Here is a 21155-nt window from a genome sequence, read left to right as displayed (position 1 = left end):
GACGGCCGAAGCCACCGTTCGTCATCGGCGTGTGGCAGCAGAGATCAGACGGCGGTCGCACCTTGCGGCGCGGACCCTGTCCGCCGGCGGGATGCCTTCGAGGGTTCGATGAGCCGAATCGCCGGCCGGTTGAGCCGAGTTGAACCCCGCAGCCGAGTGCGGCGACCGGTCTCCGCGTTGCCGGATCGATCCGCGCTGCTGGACCGAGGAGAACATGCCCGCACCCGGACGAGGCGCCGGACATGCAGGGTTTGTGGTGCCCCCAACGGGATTCGAACCCGTGCTACCGCCTTGAAAGGGCGGCGTCCTGGGCCACTAGACGATGAGGGCAGAGGGCCTGCCGGCGGGGGCCTCGCGGCGCACGTCGGGGACGTCAGAAGCTTAGGGGATGGGCGGGGCGTTAGCCAAAACCCTTTCGGTGCGGCGGGGAGGGAGCGCGCGGGAGAATGGGGGCGTGCTGGAGATGAGCCGCGAGGAGTTCGAGGAGCTGGTCGGGGAAGCCCTGGACCGCATCCCCGTCGAGCTGACACGTCTGATGGACAACGTCGCCGTCTTCGTCGAGGACGAGCCGCCCGCCGGGGATCCGGACCTGCTGGGGCTGTACGAGGGCACGCCGCTCACCGAGCGCGGCGAGTGGTACGCCGGGGTCCTCCCGGACCGCATCACCGTCTACCGCGGGCCGACACTGCGGATGTGCGAGTCGCGGGAGGAGGTCGTGGAGGAGACGGAGATCACCGTCGTCCACGAGATCGCCCACCACTTCGGCATCGACGACCGGCGGCTGCACGAACTGGGGTACGGGTGACGGCCCGGGCCGCGCGGGCCCCGGCCCGCACGCTGACGTAGCAGGCCAGGGCCCCCGTGCGACGCCCGCGCCGGCGCGGGGACGCCCGCGTGCGTGTCCTGGCGGGCGGCCGTGGCGTTGGACACGGTGTCGTACGCCCGCAGCGCGCGTGTGCTTCCCGCACCCGAGCCGAGCCAGAGGTCCGTGCCCGATGCCCGCAGCGCCCCCGCCCCCGCCCCCGTCCCTGGTCCCGTCCCCGTCCCGGCCCGGGGTCCCGCCCCGCCGGGGCGCCGCGTCCGTGCGGTCCGCCGTGCTGGTGGCGCTGCTCGCCGCCGGGGTCGCGGCGTGCGTGAGCGCGGGGAGTGAGCAGGGTCACCCCGCGCCGCTCACCGCGACCGGGAGCGTGGCGGCCTCGGGCGGCGGGGGCCATGACGCACCGGCGGAGGAGGCACCCGCGCGCGGGCCCGTCGCGGCGGCGCCGGCCCGGGCGGCGGGGGAGGGCTCGCCGTCCGCCGCCGCGGAGCCCGGCGGCTCCCGCACACCCGCGCACCGCCCCGTACCGCCCCGGGAGGGCACGCCCGTACCGCAGCCGACCGCCGGGACGCCGCCCACCGCGGAGCCGCAGACGAGCGCCCCGCCCCCGGTGGACGAGACGACGTCCGCGCCGCCGCCGGACGACACGCCGTCCACCACCGCGCCGCCGGGCGACGGGTCCGGCGAGTCGACGGATGAGCCCTGAGCCCCCGAAGCCTGTGCCGTAACCGCAGGTCAGGGGCCCTCCGGGGAGGGGATTCGCCAATGCGGTGCGGGATGCGTATGCTGGTAGATCGTTTGATCCCCTGATCCCATTGCCCGGCGCCTGATCCGTAACGCGCCGCGTGGCGCGTTCCTCATCTCCTGTGGCTGACCGCATCGAGGCGGTCGTAAGCAAACCCTTGGAGCTGGCGCGTGCCGTAAGTCTCCGAGAGGTTTTGCTTTCGCATGTCCCTTGACAATGCCAGCCGTTCCGCCCTGCCCGAGTACGCCGCCGACGCGGCCGAAGCCGTGGACACCGCCGAGGCCGCGGTGACCGCCGAGACCGCGGTGACCGCAGAGACCGCGGCGACCGAGGTGACCGCCGAGCCGGAGCCCGGCATCACCTTCGCCGACCTCGGGCTGGCCGACGAGATCGTCCGCAAGCTCACGCAGAACGGCGTCGTCACCCCCTTCCCGATCCAGGCCGCGACCATCCCGGACGCCCTGGCCGGCCGCGACATCCTGGGCCGCGGCCGCACCGGCTCCGGCAAGACGCTGTCCTTCGGCCTGCCGCTGCTGACCCAGCTGGCCGGCGGCCGCACCGAGAAGCGCCACCCGCGCGGCGTCATCCTCACCCCGACCCGCGAGCTGGCCATGCAGGTCGCCGACGCCCTCCAGCCGTACGGCGACGTCCTCGGCCTGAAGATGAAGGTCGTCTGCGGCGGCACGTCCATGCAGAACCAGATCTACGCCCTCGAGCGCGGCGTCGACATCCTCGTCGCCACGCCCGGCCGTCTGCGCGACCTGATCAACCGCGGTGCCGCGATCCTCGACCAGGTGCAGATCGCCGTCCTGGACGAGGCCGACCAGATGTCCGACATGGGCTTCCTGCCCGAGGTCACCGAGATCCTCGACCTCATCCCGGCCGGCGGCCAGCGGCTGCTGTTCTCCGCGACGCTGGAGAACGAGATCGACAGCCTCGTCAAGCGCTACCTGGTGAGCCCGGTCACGCACGAGGTCGACGCCGCCCAGGGCGCGGTCACCACCATGACCCACCACGTGCTCGTGGTGAAGCCCAAGGACAAGGCCCCCGTCACCGCCGCGATCGCCGCCCGCAAGGGCCGCACGATCATCTTCGTCCGCACCCAGATGGGCGCCGACCGCGTCGCCGAGCAGCTCGTCGAGTCCGGCGTGCGCGCCGACGCGCTGCACGGCGGCATGACCCAGGGCGCGCGCACCCGCACCCTGGAGGACTTCAAGCACGGGCAGGTCAACGTCCTGGTCGCCACCGACGTCGCCGCGCGCGGCATCCACGTCGACGGCATCGACCTCGTGCTGAACGTCGACCCGGCCGGCGACCACAAGGACTACCTGCACCGCAGCGGCCGCACCGCGCGCGCCGGGCGCTCCGGCACCGTCGTCTCGCTGGCCCTGCCGCACCAGCGCAAGCAGATCTTCCGGCTCATGGAGGACGCGGGCGTCGACGCCTCGCGCCACATCATCGGCGGCGCCGGCGTCTTCGACGAGGACGTCGCCCGCATCACCGGCGCCCGCTCGCTCACCGACGTCCAGGCCGACGCCGTGCAGAACGCCGCCGCCCAGGCCGAGCGCGAGGTCGCCGACCTCACCCGGCAGCTCGAACGCCTCCAGCGCCGCGCCGCGGAACTGCGCGAGGAGGCCGACCGCCTCACCGCCCGCTCCGCCCGCGAGCGCGGCGAGGACCCGGACGAGGCGATCGCGGCGAAGGCCGCCGAGGCCGCGGAGGCGCTGGCCGCCGCGACCGTCCCCGAGCCGCAGCCCGCCGCCTCGACGTACCAGCGCCGCGACGACCGCGGCAACTTCGACCGCCGCCGCGACGAGCGCCGCCCGTCCTCGTACGACCGCGGCTCCTCCTACGACCGCCGCGACTCGCGCCCGTCGTCCTCGTACGAGCGCCGTGACTCGCGCCCGTCGTCCTCGTACGAGCGCCGTGACGCGCGGCCGTCGTCCTCGTACGAGCGCCGTGACTCGCGGCCGTCGTCCTCGTACGAGCGCCGCGACACCCGCCCGTCCTACGACCGCGACACCCGCCCCTCCTTCGACCGCGACCGCCGCGACGACCGCCGCCCGGCCCCGTCCTCGTCCTCCTACGAGCGCCGCGACACCCGGCCCTCGTACGGCGCCCGCGACGACCGCCGCGACGACCGCCGCCCCGCGTACGGCCGCCGCGACGACTCCCGCCCGTCGTACGAGCGCCGCGACTCGCGCCCGTCGTCCTTCGACCGCGACCGCCGCGACGACCGCCGCCCCACCTCCTACGAGCGCCGCGACGACACCCGCCCCACCTCCACCCGCGACGAGCGCAAGCCGCGCTGGAAGCGCAACGGCTGACCCACCCGCACCACCGGGTGCCGGGGCCCCGCCCCGACACCCGGTAACCCTGCTGAGCTGCCTCCGCGACCCGGTTATGCTGTCGGGTGCGGGCCGTTAGCTCAATTGGCAGAGCAGTGGACTTTTAATCCATTGGTTGTGGGTTCGAGTCCCACACGGCCTACCAGAGAAGCCCCAGGTCAGTGACCAACTGACCTGGGGCTTCTGGCGTTTGACGGCCCTTCAAGATCACACGCTCGCACGGCGCTCGCACGAGCGACAGGCTCCACGTCGCTTCACAGCGCTGCGTCTCGATGCACATGGATGCACGTGAGTCCACCTTGCTGTCATCCGTGCGAGTGAAGATCTGCCGTTTCCTGTGGACAAGATGGGCTCGTCGGGTGTGGGATCGATGTTGCCGTCGCCACATATCGCTACGGTGTTCGATTGCAGGGGGGATGCATGCGGTGCAACCGGTGGTTACCGAGGCGCTGAGACGCGCCCTGCCCGCTCCCTTGCCCATCTCCTCTACGCGCGTCGTCCCCCCACTGCTCGCGAGCGCCACGCCCGCCCGCTGGACGACCTGATCATGGAAGGAGGACCCGCAGGCTCATCCCCCCACGCAGGGCGCGACCGACGCCGCCGACCTCATCACTTGGAGGACCCTTGGGTACTCGGGCCTTGACCGGCCTCGCCGGCATCACCTACGCCGCTGGCTGCGCTCTCAGCGTGGCCGGCATACCTCGCGCCGCCAATGATCCGGCGCTCTTCCGACTGGGCGCGCTGCTGACCCTCGCCTCCGTCCCGGCCTGGATCGCGGCGTCCACGCGGACGTCGGCGCGGCTGACCGAGGATCAGCTGATCGACGCGCACCAGGCCGGATACCAGGAATGCCTCGCTCAGCTCGGAGCCGCTGCCGGTAGCTGTGCGCCCCGCCGAGAGGTGGGGACGGGCGTGAAGGAGCGGCACGGCCGCTAGGCCGTGCCGCCCGTGGGCCGCCGACGGCTACTTGGCCGTCCCCGCCGGCGGCCCGGCATCGGGGTGTGGGGCGCCGCAGGTGCCGAGCAAGATCTAAAAAAGCCCGCAGGTGCGTGCTGACATTATTGCCCCATACACGCAGCGTCTGTCGAGTGCCGCGTGATCCACAGCCTGACCCGATGTCCGACGTCCGCCAGGCCGTAGGGGACCGCATCCGCCGCCACCGCGAGTGGCGCGGCCTGACGCAGTGGCAGCTCTGCGAGGCCGCCGAAATCCCGCGCAGCACGCTCCAGGAGATCGAGCGCGGCAGCACCGACGCTCGCCTGTCCTGGCTCGCCCGCATCGCACATGCGCTCGGCCTCACTCCCGGGCAGCTGCTCGACGAGGACCCGCCGCGGCGGCCGCCAGTACCGCAGTAGGCCTGCTACCGGATTTGGGCGTTGGGCCACCTCTCGTTGAACCGTCTGTGGTCCTCGGCCACCTCGGCCGGTGTCGGCGTAGGGGCCTCGGGTTCCTCGGGTTCGCTGGACTCCGGCTGCGTGGGCGTGGGCATGCTCGTCTCCTCGTAGTGAGTGTGGGTGGTGGGTGCCTGCGCGGCCCGGCATGGGGGCGCTGGGCCGCGCAGGCGAGGGGCCCGGCGGCCACCGTTGCGCCGGACCCCCGTATCAGGGGGTGCGCCGGACGGACGGCGCGGGCCCGCAGTCGGCCTGGTCGCGGTGCCACAGCACGTCCGGGCTCGCGCTCGTCCCGTGATCGACCGGGATCAGCAGCGCGCCGCCGGACTCGACCGGCCGGCCGCACCGGTGGCACCGACCGCGCGCCGCGACGGACTGCTCGGCGGCCATCAGGGGCGTCCCAGGGCAGCCGTCTCCGCGGCCTCGTGAGCGAGCATGCAGTCCTCCGGGTCGCGGCACCACGTCACCGTGATCTCCCCGTCGTCGCTATCCGGGTCCGGGTCCGGCTCCACGGAGATCGTCCAGTCGTCCGTGGCGCACCCGCACAGCTCGCAGCGGCGCACCTCCCGGGTCATGACCTGGCCCCCGACAGCAGCCGCACCAGGTGCTCGACCAGCGCGGCCGGCAGCGGCGGCACGTAGACGTACGGGAGCGTCTCGCTGATGTCCGTCCACCCCTGCACCCGACCGGCGAGGTCCGGCTCCGCGCCGAGGCCACACAGCAGACGCCGTAAGCCGTCGGCTGCCTGCTGAGCAGTCGAGGTCTCCGTTGGTGCGGTCACGTCCTCCATCGGCACTCCCGCGCAGCGATCCATCAGGGTTGATCCCAGCGTGACCGCGACGGAAGGCCGGAACGCTCACAGAACTGTGAGCACGGTGAGCGTGACCTACAGGCCCACCCAGGTAGCCATCCCGGACAGCGTCTCGGGCGCCCGGCGCGCGGCGTGCACCAGCCCGCTGATCGTCTCCCGGGTGGACGGGTGGTAGCGCGTCTGCTCCGGTGCGACCCGGCGGGCCTCGACGAGCGACGCGAGCGAGGCATCCGTACGGCCGGTCTCCAGCTCGGCGCGAGCCCGGTCGACGAGGAAGCGGGCACGGCGCGACGCGGGCATAGTGGCTGGCCGCACAGTCCGGGCCAGCCGCAGGACGGCGTCGTACCGGCGCATCTCGATGTCCGTGCTCATCGTGTGCAGCGCGACGTTCGCCTCCCCGAAGGAGAGCCAGTGCACTGCCTCCGAGCCGGTGCCTGCTCGTCCGGTGAGCGCCCCAGCCTGTTCCAGGTGTGCGGTGACCAGGCTGGCGTCCCGGGCGCGTGCGGCGATGACGGCGGCGCCGAGGTGGAGCTGGCCGCGCACGGCCGCGGTCTCCCGGCCTGGGTCGGCCTGGTCGAGCATCCTGTGGCCGGACGCAACCAGGCGAAGGCCGATCGTCGTCGCGCCTTCGCGCCGGTAGGCCAGGGCCCGCCGGTACTGGCGGATCGCGCCGAGCTGGGCGTCCGAGGCGCGGTCGGCGGCCCAGCCCAGCCGGTCCAGGGCGATCGAGCTGAGGTCGTGATAGCCCAACTTCAGGGTGATGTCGTGCGCACTGCGGTACGCCGACGCGAGGGCCCGCCACAGCTCGGTGGACGGGGTGGTGTGCGCGGCGGCGGTCAGCTCGGCGATTAGGTCCGGCGCCGCGTTGGCCGCGGCGCGGAGCCGCGTGGCCCGGACCGTGCGGCACAGTTGGTCCGCGGCAGCCACCAGCTGCTCTGCGGGCCGTGCCGTGACAACGGCGTCGACATCGAGGTCGTAGAGATCGAGGGCCTCACGGATCGGCCGGACCAGGGCGGCCAGGCGGTCCTGCTGGAGCTCGGTCACGTAGGGCTGTCCTGTGAGTACGGCGGCGTCGATGCGCAGCGCCTGGGCCACGGCGGCGACGAAGTCGGCGGTCGCCGGCCGCGCGCCGCACTCGACCTGGTTGAGCAGGCTGTAGGAGTACGGGATCCGGGCGGCGAGCTGCCGCTGCGTGAGCCGCGCGAGGCGGCGCTGCTCCCGGATTCGAGTACCTGTGTGGTCGTCGTCCCGTGCGGGCATAATGGTCCTCTGTTCCTGACTCGTCATCTGGAACGGTACCCGCGCCGCCCCCTCCATCACCTGGTGTTGGGGGCGGTTGCATGCCCGGGGGCAGAAGCGGTTCGCTGAGCCCCATGACGACGACGCGCACGCTGTACCTCTTCGGGTCCGCCGCCCCGCCCCTCTTCGACGTGGCCGACGTCATCGCGGCAGCGCAGGCAGTCGGGTGGGACGTCTGCCTCGGGCTGACGCCGACCGCGGCCCGGTGGCTCGCCGACCGCCTCCCCGCCCTGGAGGCCCTGACCGGGCACCCGGTGCGATCGGAGTACAAGCTCCCGGGCGAGCCCGACGTCTGGCCGAAGGCAGACGTCATCGCGGTGGCGCCGGCCACCTTCAACACCATCAATGCCTGGGCGCTGGGGATCACGGACAAGTTCGTGGTGGGGGTCGTCGCCGAGGGCATCGGCAAGGGGATCCCGCTGGTGGCGATGCCGTGCGTGAACGCCGCCTACGTGCAGCACCCCGCCTTCGGGCGGTCCGTCGAGAGGCTTCGGGGCGCGGGGGTTCAGGTGCTGTACGGCGAGGGTGGATTCGTGCCCAACCCCCCAGGGTCGGGCAAACCGCGGGACTACCCGTGGATGGCTCTCCTGGCTGCGGTCCGCGCCGCCGCAGAGTCGTAGGAACGACAAAGCGCCCCCGCTCCGGAGAGCGGGGGCGCCTTCGTCGTCATGCTCAGTCACCGGCGCCGTTGCGCCCGGATCACCATCCATGTCCGCTGCACCAGCAGTCCTGCCAGGCCGAGGACCACCACCACCCGGGCCACCCGCAGCACTGTCGCGGCCGTCCCGTCCGGCCACAGCGTCACCGCCACCGTGTACGCCCCCAGCGCGCCCACCGCCGCACTGAACGTCATCACGTGCCGACCCGTCGCGCTGGCACGCCACGGCGCGAGCACGTTGTACGTCACGACGAACACCGCCGCGGCCAGCGCCACCGCCCCCGACGCCGCGGCGTTGGCCACCTCTGCCCAGCTCATCCCTGCCCCCCACGTAGTGCAGCGGAGATCATTTCCGCGAAGTGGTTCCGCTCCCGCAACTCCCGCAGCCTCCCCGTGACCGCGGCCACCTCCGGCCGCCGCTCCCGCGCCTCCTGCCGTGCAACCTGCGTCCGCGCGAGCGCGAACTCCGCCTGGGCCGTCCGCGCCGCCCGCCTACCGCGCCGCGTCCGCATCCGCGCCAGCCACCCCATGACCCACCTCCCCCGGTCGGGGCAGAGACGTCAGCACGTGATCGGCGACCCGGGCCACCTCGAGCAGCTCGCGCGTCTGCGCCCGCTCCTCCGCGCGCGCCGCCTCCGACTCGCGGTGCGCCTCCTGCCAGGTGTCCCGCTGGTGCTGCACGTCCCGCAGGACGGACAGGGGCACGAGGCGGCCGGTGAGGACGAGCATCACGGCGGCTGCGAGGATCCCGGCGGCGCCGCCCTGGATGGCTATCAGCCCGTCCATGCGCTCACCTCCAGCCCGCTTCGTGCCCTTCCCATCAGGCCCCCGGCATCGCGGACGGCGGGACCACCGTGGCGGTCGGGGCCGTCTTCGCCGCGGGGTACTGGGGCGGCCGGGCCAGCCCGAGCAGCCAGCCCCACCGGCTGGAGACGTGGGCCTCCAGGACGCGGAAGAGGGCGTAGTAGGCGGCGGAGAAGGCTCCGCCGAGCCACACCGTGGCGGTCGCGGAGTCGACGCCGATCCCGGCGTGCGCGAGGGCCGCGACGAGCGCGCCCACGATCATCGGCACCACGGTGCGCCAGAGCGACGCGAGCGTGTCGTACAGGGTCATGGGTCAGCTCTCCTTCACCGCGGCGAGCAGGGCCGCCGCGAGCTTGGCGTAGTCGATCTCCGGCGCGGCCGTGGCCGCGAGCTTGTCGACCTTCGCGGCGAGCGCCGAGAGGCCGGAGCCGTTCTGGCGGGCCTGCGCGAGCGCCGCACTGGCGTTCGCGGCGGCGTCCTGCCAGGTCTGGTGTACGTCGGGCTTGTCGCCGTGGCTGTACGCCGCGATGGCGTGGGCGACCTTCGCGGCGTCCTGGTCGGTCAGGGGCATGTCGTCGTCCTCCTGGACGGTCGGAGCGGGGGTCGGCTTGGTGGCCGGGGTGGGCGTGGTCTTGGCCGCCCAGGCGCGCAGGGCGGCGCGGTCGGTGAAGTTGCCGAGGTTGTGGTCGATGCCGCCGGTTTCGCTGTACTGGTGGAACAGCCACGGGTGCTCGACCCGCGGCTGGCCCTTCGGGGCGGACGGGTCGGCGATCCACAGCCCGTCGGCGCAGTAGGAGGTGTGGTCGCGGTGCAGCCAGAAGTCGCGGTTGCAGTACAGGATCGTCCGCAGGCCAGGCGCCTTGCCCAGCACGTACCGCAGCCACGCGTCCTTGTCCGCACCGGACACTGCGGCGTCCTCCCAGTCGAAGGCGAGGAAGTCCCCGGGCCGCGGCTGGGCGTGTGTGAGGAAGTAGTCGGCCTGGCCGCTGACGGATCCGGGCCGGGCGAAGTGGTAGTGGCCGACGATCAGGCCGTGCGCGCGGGCGTGCTCGACCTGGTCGTCGTGCCGGGGGTTGACGTAGCCGGTGCCCTCGGTGGCCTTGACGACCACGAAGTCCAAGCCCGTCGTGCTGTAGTTGGTCGGCTGGTATTTGGCGACGTCCACGCCGGTGACGGTCATGAGGGTGCCCTCCGGGCGGTCAGACGAAGGTGGTGTCGGGGAGATCGCCCTCGGTGACGATCTCGGTGATCTGGTGTTTGGTGACCCACGCCTGGACGTCGATGCCCTGCGGCAGGGTGAGGTTGGCGAACGCTGCCGCGAGCGCGAGCGCCACCTCGTCGGTCATGCCGCAGGCGGTCGTGAAGACGAACCCGACGTTCTCGTACACCGCTTCCTGGCCCTGCGTGGCGGCGCGGTGCATGGTCAGCGTGTAGTTGTAGGTGGTGGAGTCGTTGTTCTGCATGGGGTGCCCTTCCGGTGGGCTAGGGGTGCGGTGTCAGGCGGCGATCCACAGGCAGCTCATCTGCGTCTGGGTGCCGCCGCCTCCGCCGCCCACGGCGATGGGTGAGCCGGAGGTCTGCAGCGCGAGGATCTGCACGTAGTCGCCGACGGCGAGGCGGATGTAGGTCGGCGGCAGCACGATGGTCAGGGTCTGGCTCGCGGACGGCGGCAGCAGGGACTCGCCGCCGGGCGGGACCGACGCCGAGCCGCCGGCGGTGGTGACGCGCCATTCCGCCAACCTCAAGCCGGTGGTGTTCAGGGCGGCGAAGTTGACCTGCCCGGTGAGCAGGTACACGCCGGGGACCTGGCAGGTGTAGCGGTCGGTGTTGGTGAGGGTGGAGTGCCCGCCGTCGGTGTCCTCGACCTCGGTGTCGAAGGTGAGGGTCGCGGAGATGTTGTGCGCGAGCGACTGCTGCACGGACGAGTAGAGGTTGCAGCGCGGCGGGTTCATCAGGAAGTCGCCGAGCGCCTTCAGGTTGGCGTTCCACAGTGCGCCGGTCAGGTAGTTGCCGGGTGCCTCGCTGGCCAGGACGGGCACGGTGCGGGCCATCAGGGGCTCCGATCAGTAGGTGAAGGCGACGGCGTCGAAGGCGCTGGCGGCGTCGTAGGCGGTGGGGTCGGTGACGCCGGCCGGGAGCGGCTCGCACACCACGTCGCCGGCCGCGTGGGCTTTGGTGGTGGCTGCGGTCAGGGTGATGACGGCGGACGTCCACCCGGCCGTGGTGGTGCCGACCGACTGCACGGTCACGGTCTCGGCGTTCGCGGTGCCCTGGCCGAGGACCAGGGACTGCCCCTGAGCGAGCTGGGCGGCGAGCGGGTTGACGGTGTCCTGGCTGGCGTTGACGGTGATCGTGGTCGCGCCGACGGCGGCCGCCACCTTCAGGGTGGTGTGCCAGGCGGCGAAGCGGCCGTAGACCAGGGTGTCGGCCCGGGACGCCTGGACGATGAGGACAGCCTCGCCCCGGTCGTCCATCGTCCAGTCGAGCTTCTCGACGAAGCAGTCGATCGAGATGGGCGGCGCCCCCAGGGGCCGGCGCATGACCCGGATGCGGGTGCCCTGCTCCAGCTGGAGGCAGATCGGCCACAGCGCCGGCACCGCGGAGGGGTGGAGCTTGAGGGACGCCACGCGGGTGGAGGGCTGCGCGAACCGGGACTTGAGGTAGTTCGCGGCGTCCTGGCACTCCAGCGGGTCGGAGGCGTTGACGGTGCGGGCGAGGCTCCGGGGAAAGTAGGCCTGGACGCTGGCGTCGTCGATCGCGGTGAAGATCTGCCCGGTGGTGGCCTGGGTGACCTCGACGATGCCGCCCAGGTGGGTGCTGTCGAAGTCGGGCTGGCAGTCCTCGTAGGGCCACTCGCCGAGGTCGGTGCGCTCCCCGAAGGTGAACGCCGGGGTGAGCTGGTTGTAGCGGGCGGTGCGGGGCCGGAAGGTGAGGGTGCCGGCGCCGGTGATCCAGTGCGCGCCGCCTTCGGTGTCGACGACGGCCTGCAGCGCGGAGAAGGCGTCGATGCCGTCGAGCTGGGCTGGGCCCATGGAGGTGGTGGCGCCGGCGGCGACGTCGTAGTACCCGAGGTAGCCGGCGTAGGTGAGGATGCGCTTGTAGCGGGTGTCGGTGCTGTCGCCGGTGCAGGCGTCGCGCCATGCGTCCTGCAGGTCGAAGATCGCCTGGTCGGGCAGGTAGCTGTCCCATTCGGCGGCGTAGGCGAGGTCGCCCTTGAAGTTCCACGCGGTCGCGTTGCCCCGGGCGGGGTCGGCTTCGGCGCCGATGGAGTCGGAGACCAGGCCGGTGGGGACCCGGGTGGCCGCGAGGATGGAGCCGGTGCCGGTGCCGTCGACGTTGACGGTCAGCGCCCTGGTCGCGCCCCGGTACGAGGCGATGGCCAGATGCCAGTTCCCGTCGTCGACGGTGACCGCGTTGATGGTGACGCCGCCGCGGTCGCCGGTGGGACCCGAAGCGATCAGCGCGAAGTGACCGTTCGAGTCGATCATGAATTCGAGTGCGGACCCGCCGTAGAGCACGGGGTTGCGGTCCAGTGAGCACCACAGGGACGCGAAGTTCCCGGCGGTGGGGCGCGGCCCGGTGTAGCGGAAGGCGATCATTCGCGCCCAGTCCCCGGCGCTGTTGGCGGGCCCGCGGATGCCCGCCGTGGTGAGGTCGATGAAGCTGGCGCTGGCGTAGAGGTTCGTGCCGGGTGAGGAGTTGGAGACCGTGCACACCGTGCCGGAGCCCGCGAAGATGCCGCTGACCGGGTCTGTCGCGGTGATGGTGGTGCCGAAGGTCACCGATCCCTTGCCGTACTTGCTGGAGTTGATGCTGGCGGGCCCGTAGGTGCCGCTGGCGTCGGTGACCTGGCCTGAGCCTTGCGGGTCGCCCAGTGCGTAGAGGAATCGCAGGCCGTGGCTGTAGATCTCCTCGGTGAGCACGTCGCGCAGGGTGCGCTGGGACAGCAGCGCGAAGGCGTCCACGCTGCTGGGCTGGACCACGCCGCGGGTGCCGCCGTCGAGCCACGCGGCCGGCCACCTCTCGGTGAACTGGGAGGTGATCCAGTACCAGGTGCCGGGCTGCACCCACGCGGTCGCGGCGGGGCCCTTCTCCAGCTGCCACCCGTCGATCTGCACGGTGGCGGTGGCGCCGGGCGCGGTGACCAGCTGCACGCCGACGGCGAGGGCCGCGGAGGTGGCGGCGGCGGTCGCGGTGACCGTGACCTGCGTCCACGCGGCGGTCGCCGACCCGGCGAGCGTGACAGTGCTGCCCGCCGCGGTGGTGGCCGCCGTCCCGGTCGCGGTCAGCGTGCGGATCCCCGCAGCGACCTGCACGGATGTGCTCGGGGTGACGTTGCGGACGCGCAGCTGCACCGTGTACGTCGTGCCGGGGCGGACCGCGGGCTGCTCGGTGTAGCAGATCCACTGCCCGGCGGCCGCGCTGGCGGGCACGGCCATGGCGATGACTGTGCTGCCCTGCCACGCGGTGCCGGAGGCGACCAGGGCGCCGCCGGCCGGGTCGGTGCCGGTGAGGATCCGCGGGCCGTCGGTGCCCTGCGACAGGGTTCCGAGCGGGTATCCGCCGCTGTCCCCGCCGGTCGCCTGCACGCCCCGCAGCAGGTTGGGGGTGGGCGGCCACTGGGCGCGCCACCTGACCGGCTGAAAGGGGCGGATCCGGCCCGCGAACGGGCCGGTGGTGTTGTCGGGGTCGTAGCGGCCGTCGGTGTTGGGCAGCGTCATCGAGCCGGTCCCGGCCTGGACCTGGTCCAGTGCGTACTGGCGGCCGCGGCCGGTGGCCAGCGACCCGATCGGGACGACCTCGCACCACCGGTCGACGGGGACCAGGCCGCCGCCGGCGTCCCACATCGGCCCCCACGCGGTCTCCAGGACCGGCCAGTTCGGATTCAGGACCACTCGTGCCTCCTCAGCGCCGGTAGGGCTGGTAGCTGCTGCTGTTCTGCGCGCCCAACTCCAGGAAGCCCTCCTGGACGACCGCGACGAGCTGCTTGTCGGTCATGACGTGGCCGGAGACCTGCACCGTCAGGTGCTTGTGCACGACCGTGCCGCCCCCACCGGCACCGCCGAGCCCCGCCCCGACCCCGGTCCCGCTGACGGCACCGGCCATCGCGGCGACCGCGTTCGTGGCGTGGTGGGTGCCGGCCTCGATGCCCTGCGCCAGGCCCTGCGGGATGTACGCGCCGAGCGCGGCGAACACCCGGGACGGGCTGTGGATGCCGAGCGCGACTTTGATTGCCTTCTGCATGGACTTGGCGATGCGCAGCATCTGCGCCTCGATCGCCGCTTCCTGCGACTGCAGCCCCTTCACCAGGCCCTGCGCGGAGCGGATGCCCGCCCCGTACATGCTGTCGGCGACGGCCGCCCCGGTGCTGTTCGCGGCGGTCTGCAGGCTGGCCTGCATCTGGTTCATCGCCGCGAGCTGGCTGCTGCTGCCGCTGTCCAGGGCCCGGGCGGTTGCCCCGGCCTGGTCGACGCCTGCCGATGCCAGCTGCTGGATCAGATCCGTGCGCAGGCCCCGGCGCCGCAGATCCTGCAGCTCCGCGGCGAACTCGGCTGCGGCCTGGACGCGCTGGCGCATCTGCGCGAGCACGTCGGTGGCGTTGACCGCCCGCCCCTCGTCCGGAGAGGCGGTGATGATGCTCGCGGACTGCATGATGCCCTGCGCCACGGAGGCCTTCTCCGAGGCCCAGTCCTTCTGCAGGTCCGCCAGCTTCTTCTGCGCGGCCTTCAGCTGCCCGGCGACAGCGTCACGGTGCCGGGCCAGCGCGGACAGCTGGGTGTTGTCCCGGGCGACCGCGGCCTGCAGCGCCTTGTGGTGCGTCCCGAAGTCGGAGTAGAGCGCTTCGGCGATCCGCCGTCCGGCGGCCTTGACCTGCGCCTGGGTGCCGGTTAGCCCATCGACCAGGCCCGCGGTGACGTAGGCGCCCAGCGTCCGGAACTTCCTGGACGGGGAGTTGATCTCCAGGGCCGCCCCGAACGCGTCCACGGTGCCGCCGGCCATGTCGGTGACCGCGGCGTGCGCAAGGTGGGCGTGGTCGGCCACGCCCAGCGCGATGCCCGCGGGGATCCACTGCCCGACCTCGGAGGCGAACACCCGGGACGGGGAGTTGATGCCCAGGAACGACTTCGCCGACGACAGGGCCCCGTTGGCCAGGCCCTTGAGCTTGTCGGTGATGATGCTGCCCGCGCTGGTGATGCCGCGGGCGATGCCGTCGACGATGCCCTTGCCGATCGACTCGAACCGCGTGCCGATGCTGGCGACGTTCTTCCACGCCCTGTTCAGGCCGTCGCTGATCGAGGACTTGATGTGCCCGACCGTGGTGGTGATCGCCGACCAGGCCGCCGACAGCGGCCCGGTCATCGCGGTGCGGATCCGCCCCCAGGCGGCGGACGCGGTGCCGTGGATGGAGCTCCAGCGGGCCGACAGCCACCCGGTGGCGGCCGTCCACACCGCCTGGATGGCGTGCCAGGTGGCCAGGACCGGGTTGACGATCGTGATGCGGATCGCTTCCCAGGCCACGGCCGCCACCGCGGTGACGACGCCCCAGATGGCCCGCAGCACCCCGAGCACCTGGTTCCAGGCGGCGACGGCGATGGCGATGATCTGGGTGTGGAAGTGGTTCCAGATCGCGACGAGCACGGCGATCGGGAACGCGAAGATCACGAAGAGCAGCGGCCACCACTTCTTGAACCACCCAGCGATGAAGTCCCAGGCCTGCACCGTCACGTCGGCGACCGCGTGCCAGGCGGCGACGATCGGGTCGACGACGGTGTGCCAGGCACCGGTCAGCCACGCCGCGGTGGCCGCCCATGCGTCCTTCACGGCGCCGGTGATCGAGTGCCAGATGTCCTCGGTCTTGCCTGCGACGGCGTCCCAGACGCCGGCGATGTAGGCGCCCGCGGACTTGGCGGTGGCCTTGATCGACGCCCAGATCTGGTCCCAGTAGACGACCAGCAGGACGATCGCGGCGATCAGCGCCATCACACCCAGCACGATCCACGTCATCGGGTTGACCGCCGCGGCCGCCGCCAGGTCGATCATCGCGGCCGTGGCCGCCGCCAGGGCGAAGACGAGGACCCCGCCGATGATGATCGCCAGCGTCTTCGCGGCGGTCTGGTGCTGGGTCAGCCACGTCACGGACTGGGCGACCCACGACACCAGCGTCTGCACGTAGGGCATCAGGATCGTGCCGACCTGGATCCCGAGGGCCTGCGCGGACGCCTTGGCCTGGTCCAGGCGCTGGTTGAAGTTCTTCTGGACCTCCGACCAGCCCTCGACCTCCTTGCCGCCCTCCCGCACGTGGTCGGCGATGCCGGCCGTGTTCTTCTGGAAGTCGGCCATGTGGGGGCCGGTGAGCTGGAGGGCGCCCATCATCGACTTGGTGCCGCCGACCATGGTGGCCAGCGCGCCGATGTAGGTCTGCTGGGTGGGCGGCAGGTTCGCCAGGATCTTCTGGTAGGCGGTGGTGCTGCCGGCGGCGTCCCGCAGCTGGTTGATGAGCACGGTGCCGGCCGGGCCCATGTGCGACTCGATCGCGTCGGTCAGCATCGTCAGCGTGGACGCGAGCCCGTTCGTGCCGAGGTTCTTGCTGACCTCGACCGCGTCCAGGCCGAGGTTCTTCATCTCCGCCCGCGCCTTCGCGGTCGGGTTCGACAGCATGCCGATCGTCATGCGCAGGTAGGTCGCGGCGACCCGGGCCGGGGTGCCCTGCGCGGTCATCGTCGCCATCGCGCCGAGCACCTCTTGCAGCCCCACCTTGGCGGCGGCCGCGGTCGGCAGGATGCCCGACATCGACCCGGCGAGGTCTTCCAGGTTGGTCTTGCCCTCGGCCTCCGTCGCGATGAGCGCGTTCATCGTCGGCACGACCGAGTCGACGCCGGACTTGTACGCGTTCATCGCCGTGGTGACGGCGTCGGTGGTGGTGTGCAGGTCCGCGGCGCCGACCTTCGCGCCCTCCGCGCTGACCTCCAGCACCTTCAGCGCGTCCGAGCCGTGGTAGCTGGCGGACTCCACCATGTACAGGCCGGACGTCAGCTCGGACGTGGACTGCCCGACCCGGCCGGCCATCTGCAGCACGCCGTCCGAGACGAGCTTCATGTTGGCGGCGGCCTCGCCCGCGCCGGTGCGCACGCGGGTCATCTGGAACTGGAAGTCGCCCGCCATCTCGACGCTCTTCTTCGCCGCCTCGGCCGCGGCCAGGCCCAGGCCGAGCATCGCGGCCTTGCCCATCATCCCGGTCTTGGCGAAAGCACCGGCGCCCTCGGCGTCGACCGTCGCCAGCTCGGCCTGGACACCGCGGATCGCGGTCTTCACGCCGGTCGAGCGGCCCAGGAACTCGATGAACACCGGAGGCAGGGCGCCCACAAGATCACCCCCTGCCCCTGGTGTGTGCTGGTCAGGTGGTCACGCGGCCCCGGCTACCGGGTGGCCTTGGCCCATGCGGCGTTCCACACGGCGGTGATCTTCGGCTCGGCCTTGCGCACCCCGGGCCGGAAGTACGGGTACTGCGCCTCCAGGCGCTTCTTGTACAGGTTGCGGACGCCGCCGCCGACCCCCACACCCCCGGCGAACCCGCCGCCCGGGAGCGGCTTGGGGGTGCGCACCCCGCCGACACCGCGCGACAGGGTGCCCGTCAGCCGGCCAGGACCGCCGCCCTTGCTGACGTGGTGCGGCGACAGGTTCAGGCTGACGGCGGCGCCGGTGCGGGTGGATGCGCCGCGGTGGTCCCACCGCGGCCGCCCCCGCAGCCCCGACCGGATGCTGGTCTTCGCCAGCTGCTGGGACGCCTTGAGCGCCTTCAGTGTTGCCAGGTCGATGCGCTTGTCCATCGCGCGCACCGCGCCCTGGGCCTCGCGCACCCCCCGCACGCGCACCGTGATACCGCCGGACCCGGTCACCCTGCCCATGCCGCCCCCTTCACTTCATGCTGCGCATCTCGCGCTTCTCGCGGTTGGCGCGGGCCCGCGCGACGGTGTCATCGACCGCGAGCAGCCAGTCGAGCCGCACCGCGGACTCGCCGTCCAGGGAGGACGGCGGGCAGTGCAGCAGCGTGCACAGCCGCCACTCCCGCAGCTCCTCGGTGGGCAGCTCACCCGGCTCGTACTCGAACAACCCCTCCAGGTGGCCCCTCAGGCGCTGGAGGGCCCGGTAGGGGACCCGGCGTCCGGGGTCGGCTCGAAGTTGGGGTTCATCGCCTGCTGCCACGGCGCGACGGCCTGCCGCAGCGCGTCCAGCGCCGGGGTCGGCAGGTCCAGGACCCCGTCGGCGCTGACCGGGTGCTCCCACGACCAGCCCCGGGTCACCGCGACGACCAGGGCGTCCTGGAGCTCCTCCAGGACGTCGAAGGCGTCGCCCATCGAGGCGGCGATCGCCAGCTGCTGCTCACTGCTCAGCTCCCCGCCGGCGGCCTCGCCCTGCTGCACCGCTTCCATGAAGCTGGGGTAGCTGGTGAGGCGGGTGGACAGGCGCTTGATCGGGCGCCGCATTCGCTCGGTGATGTCGCTGACCGGGCGCAGGTCCGCCCAGCCGCCGGGCAGCTCGACCCGGTGCGCCTGGGTCGGGTCCAGGGCCGCCTTCTTCGGCGGGTCCACCGGTCGTGGGGCGCGGGCGCCGGGGTCGATGTCGAGGGTGTCGGGCATGGCCGTCCTTACGCGTAGGTGCCGGTGGCGACGGCGTTCTGCAGCGTCGCCTTGATCGGGGAGTAGCCGCCGGACGTCCCGGCGTCGGTGGTGTTCGCCAGCGCGTCGAAGTCCACGCCCAGCTCGATGTAGTCCTTGCCGCGGCCGATCTCCGCCGCCGAGTACGACGCCTTGGACATGTGGAGCTTGACCTGCACCCCGGTGGCCCCGGCGCCCTGCTGGAGGTTGATGTCCAAGCTGGGCCGGGAGTTGTTGAGGTAGTTCAGGTACTGGGTGTCGTCCTCCATCACCAGCGTCAGCTTCCCGCTGACCTCCAGCGGGCCCGCCCACAGCGCGTAGGGCGCCTGCGTGCCGTCGCTCGTGTTGACGATGGTCACGTCCCGCTTGAGGGTGACCTCGCCGTCGGTCACGAACGTCACGGCGGTGCCGCCGATGGTCACCGCGAGCGCCCACCCGGCCAGCGGCGGCACGGAGGTGTAGGACGGGGTCGGCGCCGTCGTCGTCGCTGACGCCAGGCTCAGCGCCTTCGCCGAGTACGTCAGCAGCCCGTCACCGGAGAACTTGATCCCGACCTCGCTGAACCGCAGGCCCGCGAACTGGCGGGTGGCGATCGTGTAGAAGTCCGACAGCGTGTAGCTGGGCGGTTGACCGGTGCCGGAGTTGAGCAGGGACATCACGTGCGTGTACGGCGCGCTGGCGCCGGTCGTGGTGACGTCGCCGAGGATCCCGGCCAGGCACCAGCCGAAGGTGTCGGGGAAGACGTCGCCGTCGAAGCCGTACTCGGCGCTGACCGGTCCGGCGATCTTGTCGTAGGTCTTGACCATGCTGCCGCGCATGCCCTCGTCGGCCAGCAGCGTCAGCTTGTCGCTGGGCGACATGGTCTTGACCGGGATGAACGCGGTCGCAGCGACCGGGGTCCCGAAGACGGTCTCCTTGGCGATGCCGAGGAACGACCGGAATGTCGGCTGAGGCATGTCAGCCCTCCTTCTGGCCGCTGTCGGCCGGCGCGGGCGCCGGGGAGGGCGCGGGGGCGGTGGTCTTCTTCTTGGCGGCCGGGACGGGCTCCCACCGGCCGTCGTCCGGCGCGTAGCGGGCGCCGTCCGCGACCGGTGCGGGTGCTATGCCGTCCGCCGCCGCCGGGCGCTCGTCGAACGTGGCGACGGTCGGGCCGCCCTCGGCCCCGTCCGGGACGGCGGACAGGCCCAGGCTCGGGTAGTAGCGGGCGTCGTCGCCCGTGTAGCGGTAGTCGGGCACGACGGCCCCTCCTTGTGCTGGTCTGGGCTGGTCAGATGCGGGCGTAGCACTCCACGCCGAGGTTGACGACGCTCTGGCGGCCGGTGTGGTCGTCCAGCGCCAGGCCCTCGGTCTGCGAGGACACCGGCCGGCCGACGAGGACGGCGCCGCCGAGCGTGGGGTCGGCGCGGATGATCGCGACGACCTGGTCGAGCAGCGTGCATGCGCGGTCGAACACGCCCGCGGCGTCGTCGCCACCGCGGGCCACGTCGATGATCAGGGCGATGGTGTAGCGCTCCTCCAGCCACCCGGCGCCGCCGGAGCCCACCATGGCGCTGATGGCGATCTCGCGGGTGACGCCGCCGACGGAGATGATGTCGCTGGGCTGGTCGGTGCTCGGCTCGTCGTAGCAGATCAGCAGCGACGCGCGGGTGTTGTCCGGGTCGGGCTGGATCTGCGCGGTCAGCTGCTCGTACAGCCACCGGCGGGCCGCCGGGGCGGTCGAGGCCGGGATGGTGCTCATGCCACCCCCGGAGGTCGGCGGTACGGCTTCCACAGCTCCATCACCCGGTTGGGGACGGCGAACCCGGCCGGGACCGGCCCGCCGCTGTCGCCGTCCAGGGCGCCGCCGCCGAACTGGCGGCGGCCGGGCTGCTGGGTGAGCTGCCACAGGTGCCGGATCAGTTCCAGCGTCCCCAGGCGCACGCTGTACGGCACCACCCCGGCCCGGCCGGCGGTGTACACCACCTTCACGTTCCGGGAGCCGGGCGCGAAGAGGATCGCACCGCCGACGGCCCGGCGGGTGATGGTGCCGCGCTCCAGGTCGGTGGTGTAGCCGTAGGCGTCCATCCCGCCCGTGCCGAGCGGCTGCTCGGTCAGCAGATACGTGCTGGCGGCGATGTACTCGGTCACCGACGCGACCGACGCGACCGGTTGCCAGTCCAGGGCGATCGTGGTGCGGCCGCCGTCGTGCCACTCGGTGTGGACCTCCGGCAGCACCGGCCCGACCACGTCCCGCGCGAGGTCGGCGGCAGCCAACACGAATCCGATCAGCTCGTCGTCCTGCCGCGTGTCACTGGTGGGGATGTTCAGGTGGGCCTTGACCGAGGCGAGGTCGACGAGCTGCTCAACGCCGGGCGGGCGGACCTGGAACTGCCCCTCATCCGCCCAGTTGACGCCGGTGCCGGTGGCCTGCCAGCGGTACAGCCACACCCCGGGAATGGTGACGGCGGGCACCACCGCGGTGTAGACGCCGCCGCCGGCCGCCGTGGCGGCCGGTGTGGAGGTGGCGCCGGCCGGGTCGGTGACCGTGAGCGTCACGACCAGGTCGCCAGCTGGCGGTGCGCCGGTGGCGTCGACCACCGCGGCCCGCAGGCCGACGTCCTGCCCCGTCACGTACACCAGCACGCCG

The 21155-nt window shown here is 72.4% G+C and carries 26 protein-coding genes and 2 tRNA genes; 7 read left to right on the top strand and 21 right to left on the bottom strand.

Annotated features, from left to right (window positions below; all coding sequences use genetic code 11):
• Positions 1 to 254: 254 nt before the first annotated feature.
• Positions 255 to 330: transfer RNA gene (locus ACH4SE_RS00410), tRNA-Glu, on the bottom strand.
• 124 nt (positions 331 to 454) lie between these two features.
• Between ACH4SE_RS00410 and ACH4SE_RS00405 the strand changes: the two genes are divergently transcribed.
• The 6 genes from ACH4SE_RS00405 to ACH4SE_RS00380 all read left to right on the top strand — a co-directional run bounded on the left by ACH4SE_RS00405 (position 455) and on the right by ACH4SE_RS00380 (position 5265).
• Positions 455 to 805: a metallopeptidase family protein gene (locus tag ACH4SE_RS00405; protein WP_398541022.1), complete on the top strand. Its 351-nt coding sequence runs from the start codon at positions 455 to 457 to the stop codon at positions 803 to 805.
• 277 nt (positions 806 to 1082) lie between these two features.
• Entirely contained in the window at positions 1083 to 1523 is a 441-nt protein-coding gene (locus ACH4SE_RS00400) for a hypothetical protein (protein ID WP_398541021.1), read from the top strand.
• Positions 1524 to 1765: 242 nt separating this feature from the next.
• On the top strand, positions 1766 to 3889 hold the full coding sequence (locus ACH4SE_RS00395; RefSeq protein ID WP_398541020.1) for a DEAD/DEAH box helicase: 2124 nt from the start codon (positions 1766 to 1768) through the stop codon (positions 3887 to 3889).
• A gap of 90 nt (positions 3890 to 3979) precedes the next feature.
• Positions 3980 to 4055 (top strand) — tRNA-Lys (locus tag ACH4SE_RS00390).
• Positions 4056 to 4597: 542 nt separating this feature from the next.
• Positions 4598 to 4846: a hypothetical protein gene (locus tag ACH4SE_RS00385; protein ID WP_398541019.1), complete on the top strand. Its 249-nt coding sequence runs from the start codon at positions 4598 to 4600 to the stop codon at positions 4844 to 4846.
• Between the two features lie 179 nt (positions 4847 to 5025).
• Positions 5026 to 5265: a helix-turn-helix domain-containing protein gene (locus ACH4SE_RS00380; protein ID WP_398541018.1), complete on the top strand. Its 240-nt coding sequence runs from the start codon at positions 5026 to 5028 to the stop codon at positions 5263 to 5265.
• A gap of 5 nt (positions 5266 to 5270) precedes the next feature.
• Here the strand turns inward: ACH4SE_RS00380 and ACH4SE_RS00375 are convergent, their stop codons facing one another.
• The 5 genes from ACH4SE_RS00375 to ACH4SE_RS00355 all read right to left on the bottom strand — a co-directional run bounded on the left by ACH4SE_RS00375 (position 5271) and on the right by ACH4SE_RS00355 (position 7372).
• Positions 5271 to 5399, bottom strand: coding sequence for a hypothetical protein (locus tag ACH4SE_RS00375; protein WP_398541017.1), 129 nt, complete (start codon positions 5397 to 5399; stop codon positions 5271 to 5273).
• A gap of 112 nt (positions 5400 to 5511) precedes the next feature.
• Positions 5512 to 5691: a hypothetical protein gene (locus ACH4SE_RS00370; protein WP_398541016.1), complete on the bottom strand. Its 180-nt coding sequence runs from the start codon at positions 5689 to 5691 to the stop codon at positions 5512 to 5514.
• On the bottom strand, positions 5691 to 5876 hold the full coding sequence (locus ACH4SE_RS00365; RefSeq protein ID WP_398541015.1) for a hypothetical protein: 186 nt from the start codon (positions 5874 to 5876) through the stop codon (positions 5691 to 5693). The genes ACH4SE_RS00370 and ACH4SE_RS00365 overlap by 1 nt, the downstream gene beginning before the upstream one ends.
• Positions 5873 to 6082, bottom strand: a complete 210-nt coding sequence (locus tag ACH4SE_RS00360; RefSeq protein WP_398541014.1) for a hypothetical protein — start codon at positions 6080 to 6082, stop codon at positions 5873 to 5875. Before ACH4SE_RS00360 ends, ACH4SE_RS00365 begins: the two co-directional genes overlap by 4 nt.
• Before the next feature lie 105 nt (positions 6083 to 6187).
• Complete coding sequence (locus tag ACH4SE_RS00355) at positions 6188 to 7372, bottom strand: helix-turn-helix domain-containing protein (RefSeq protein WP_398541013.1); 1185 nt, start codon at positions 7370 to 7372, stop codon at positions 6188 to 6190.
• Between the two features lie 113 nt (positions 7373 to 7485).
• On the opposite strand from ACH4SE_RS00355, the gene ACH4SE_RS00350 reads away from it, so the two are divergent.
• Positions 7486 to 8031, top strand: a complete 546-nt coding sequence (locus ACH4SE_RS00350; RefSeq protein WP_398541012.1) for a flavoprotein — start codon at positions 7486 to 7488, stop codon at positions 8029 to 8031.
• Between the two features lie 56 nt (positions 8032 to 8087).
• Here the strand turns inward: ACH4SE_RS00350 and ACH4SE_RS00345 are convergent, their stop codons facing one another.
• The 15 genes from ACH4SE_RS00345 to ACH4SE_RS00275 all read right to left on the bottom strand — a co-directional run bounded on the left by ACH4SE_RS00345 (position 8088) and on the right by ACH4SE_RS00275 (position 21151).
• Positions 8088 to 8387, bottom strand: coding sequence for a hypothetical protein (locus ACH4SE_RS00345; protein WP_398541011.1), 300 nt, complete (start codon positions 8385 to 8387; stop codon positions 8088 to 8090).
• 174 nt (positions 8388 to 8561) lie between these two features.
• The gene (locus ACH4SE_RS00340; RefSeq protein WP_398541010.1) at positions 8562 to 8855 is read right to left on the bottom strand and encodes a hypothetical protein; all 294 of its coding nucleotides are present in this window, start codon (positions 8853 to 8855) and stop codon (positions 8562 to 8564) included.
• Between the two features lie 34 nt (positions 8856 to 8889).
• Positions 8890 to 9183, bottom strand: coding sequence for a hypothetical protein (locus ACH4SE_RS00335; protein ID WP_398541009.1), 294 nt, complete (start codon positions 9181 to 9183; stop codon positions 8890 to 8892).
• Between the two features lie 3 nt (positions 9184 to 9186).
• Positions 9187 to 10053, bottom strand: a complete 867-nt coding sequence (locus ACH4SE_RS00330; RefSeq protein WP_398541008.1) for a glycoside hydrolase family 25 protein — start codon at positions 10051 to 10053, stop codon at positions 9187 to 9189.
• Positions 10054 to 10072: 19 nt separating this feature from the next.
• Positions 10073 to 10336 (bottom strand): hypothetical protein, encoded by a 264-nt coding sequence (locus ACH4SE_RS00325; protein WP_398541007.1) that lies wholly within the window; start codon positions 10334 to 10336, stop codon positions 10073 to 10075.
• A gap of 33 nt (positions 10337 to 10369) precedes the next feature.
• Complete coding sequence (locus tag ACH4SE_RS00320) at positions 10370 to 10924, bottom strand: hypothetical protein (RefSeq protein ID WP_398541006.1); 555 nt, start codon at positions 10922 to 10924, stop codon at positions 10370 to 10372.
• Between the two features lie 12 nt (positions 10925 to 10936).
• On the bottom strand, positions 10937 to 13768 hold the full coding sequence (locus tag ACH4SE_RS00315; protein ID WP_398541005.1) for a hypothetical protein: 2832 nt from the start codon (positions 13766 to 13768) through the stop codon (positions 10937 to 10939).
• A 10-nt stretch (positions 13769 to 13778) separates the two neighbouring features.
• Complete coding sequence (locus tag ACH4SE_RS00310) at positions 13779 to 17237, bottom strand: phage tail tape measure protein (protein WP_398541004.1); 3459 nt, start codon at positions 17235 to 17237, stop codon at positions 13779 to 13781.
• Between the two features lie 53 nt (positions 17238 to 17290).
• Positions 17291 to 17779 (bottom strand): hypothetical protein, encoded by a 489-nt coding sequence (locus ACH4SE_RS00305; RefSeq protein ID WP_398541003.1) that lies wholly within the window; start codon positions 17777 to 17779, stop codon positions 17291 to 17293.
• A 10-nt stretch (positions 17780 to 17789) separates the two neighbouring features.
• A complete protein-coding gene (locus tag ACH4SE_RS00300; RefSeq protein ID WP_398541002.1) occupies positions 17790 to 17984 on the bottom strand; it encodes a hypothetical protein in 195 nt (64 codons plus the stop codon).
• Positions 17985 to 18001: 17 nt separating this feature from the next.
• Positions 18002 to 18511 carry a hypothetical protein gene (locus ACH4SE_RS00295; RefSeq protein ID WP_398541001.1) on the bottom strand — a complete coding sequence of 170 codons (510 nt, stop codon included), beginning with the start codon at positions 18509 to 18511 and terminating at the stop codon, positions 18002 to 18004.
• An 8-nt stretch (positions 18512 to 18519) separates the two neighbouring features.
• Positions 18520 to 19485, bottom strand: a complete 966-nt coding sequence (locus tag ACH4SE_RS00290; protein ID WP_398541000.1) for a phage tail tube protein — start codon at positions 19483 to 19485, stop codon at positions 18520 to 18522.
• Position 19486: 1 nt separating this feature from the next.
• Positions 19487 to 19765 carry a hypothetical protein gene (locus tag ACH4SE_RS00285; RefSeq protein WP_398540999.1) on the bottom strand — a complete coding sequence of 93 codons (279 nt, stop codon included), beginning with the start codon at positions 19763 to 19765 and terminating at the stop codon, positions 19487 to 19489.
• Between the two features lie 31 nt (positions 19766 to 19796).
• Entirely contained in the window at positions 19797 to 20267 is a 471-nt protein-coding gene (locus tag ACH4SE_RS00280; RefSeq protein WP_398540998.1) for a hypothetical protein, read from the bottom strand.
• Positions 20264 to 21151, bottom strand: a complete 888-nt coding sequence (locus tag ACH4SE_RS00275) for a hypothetical protein (protein ID WP_398540997.1) — start codon at positions 21149 to 21151, stop codon at positions 20264 to 20266. The genes ACH4SE_RS00280 and ACH4SE_RS00275 overlap by 4 nt, the downstream gene beginning before the upstream one ends.
• Between the last annotated feature and the right edge of the window lie 4 nt (positions 21152 to 21155).

This window comes from Streptomyces sp. NPDC020983 (genome assembly GCF_044333485.1).
Classification (GTDB): Bacteria; Actinomycetota; Actinomycetes; order Streptomycetales; family Streptomycetaceae; genus Actinacidiphila.
This window is presented reverse-complemented; position numbering and strand designations above follow the sequence as displayed.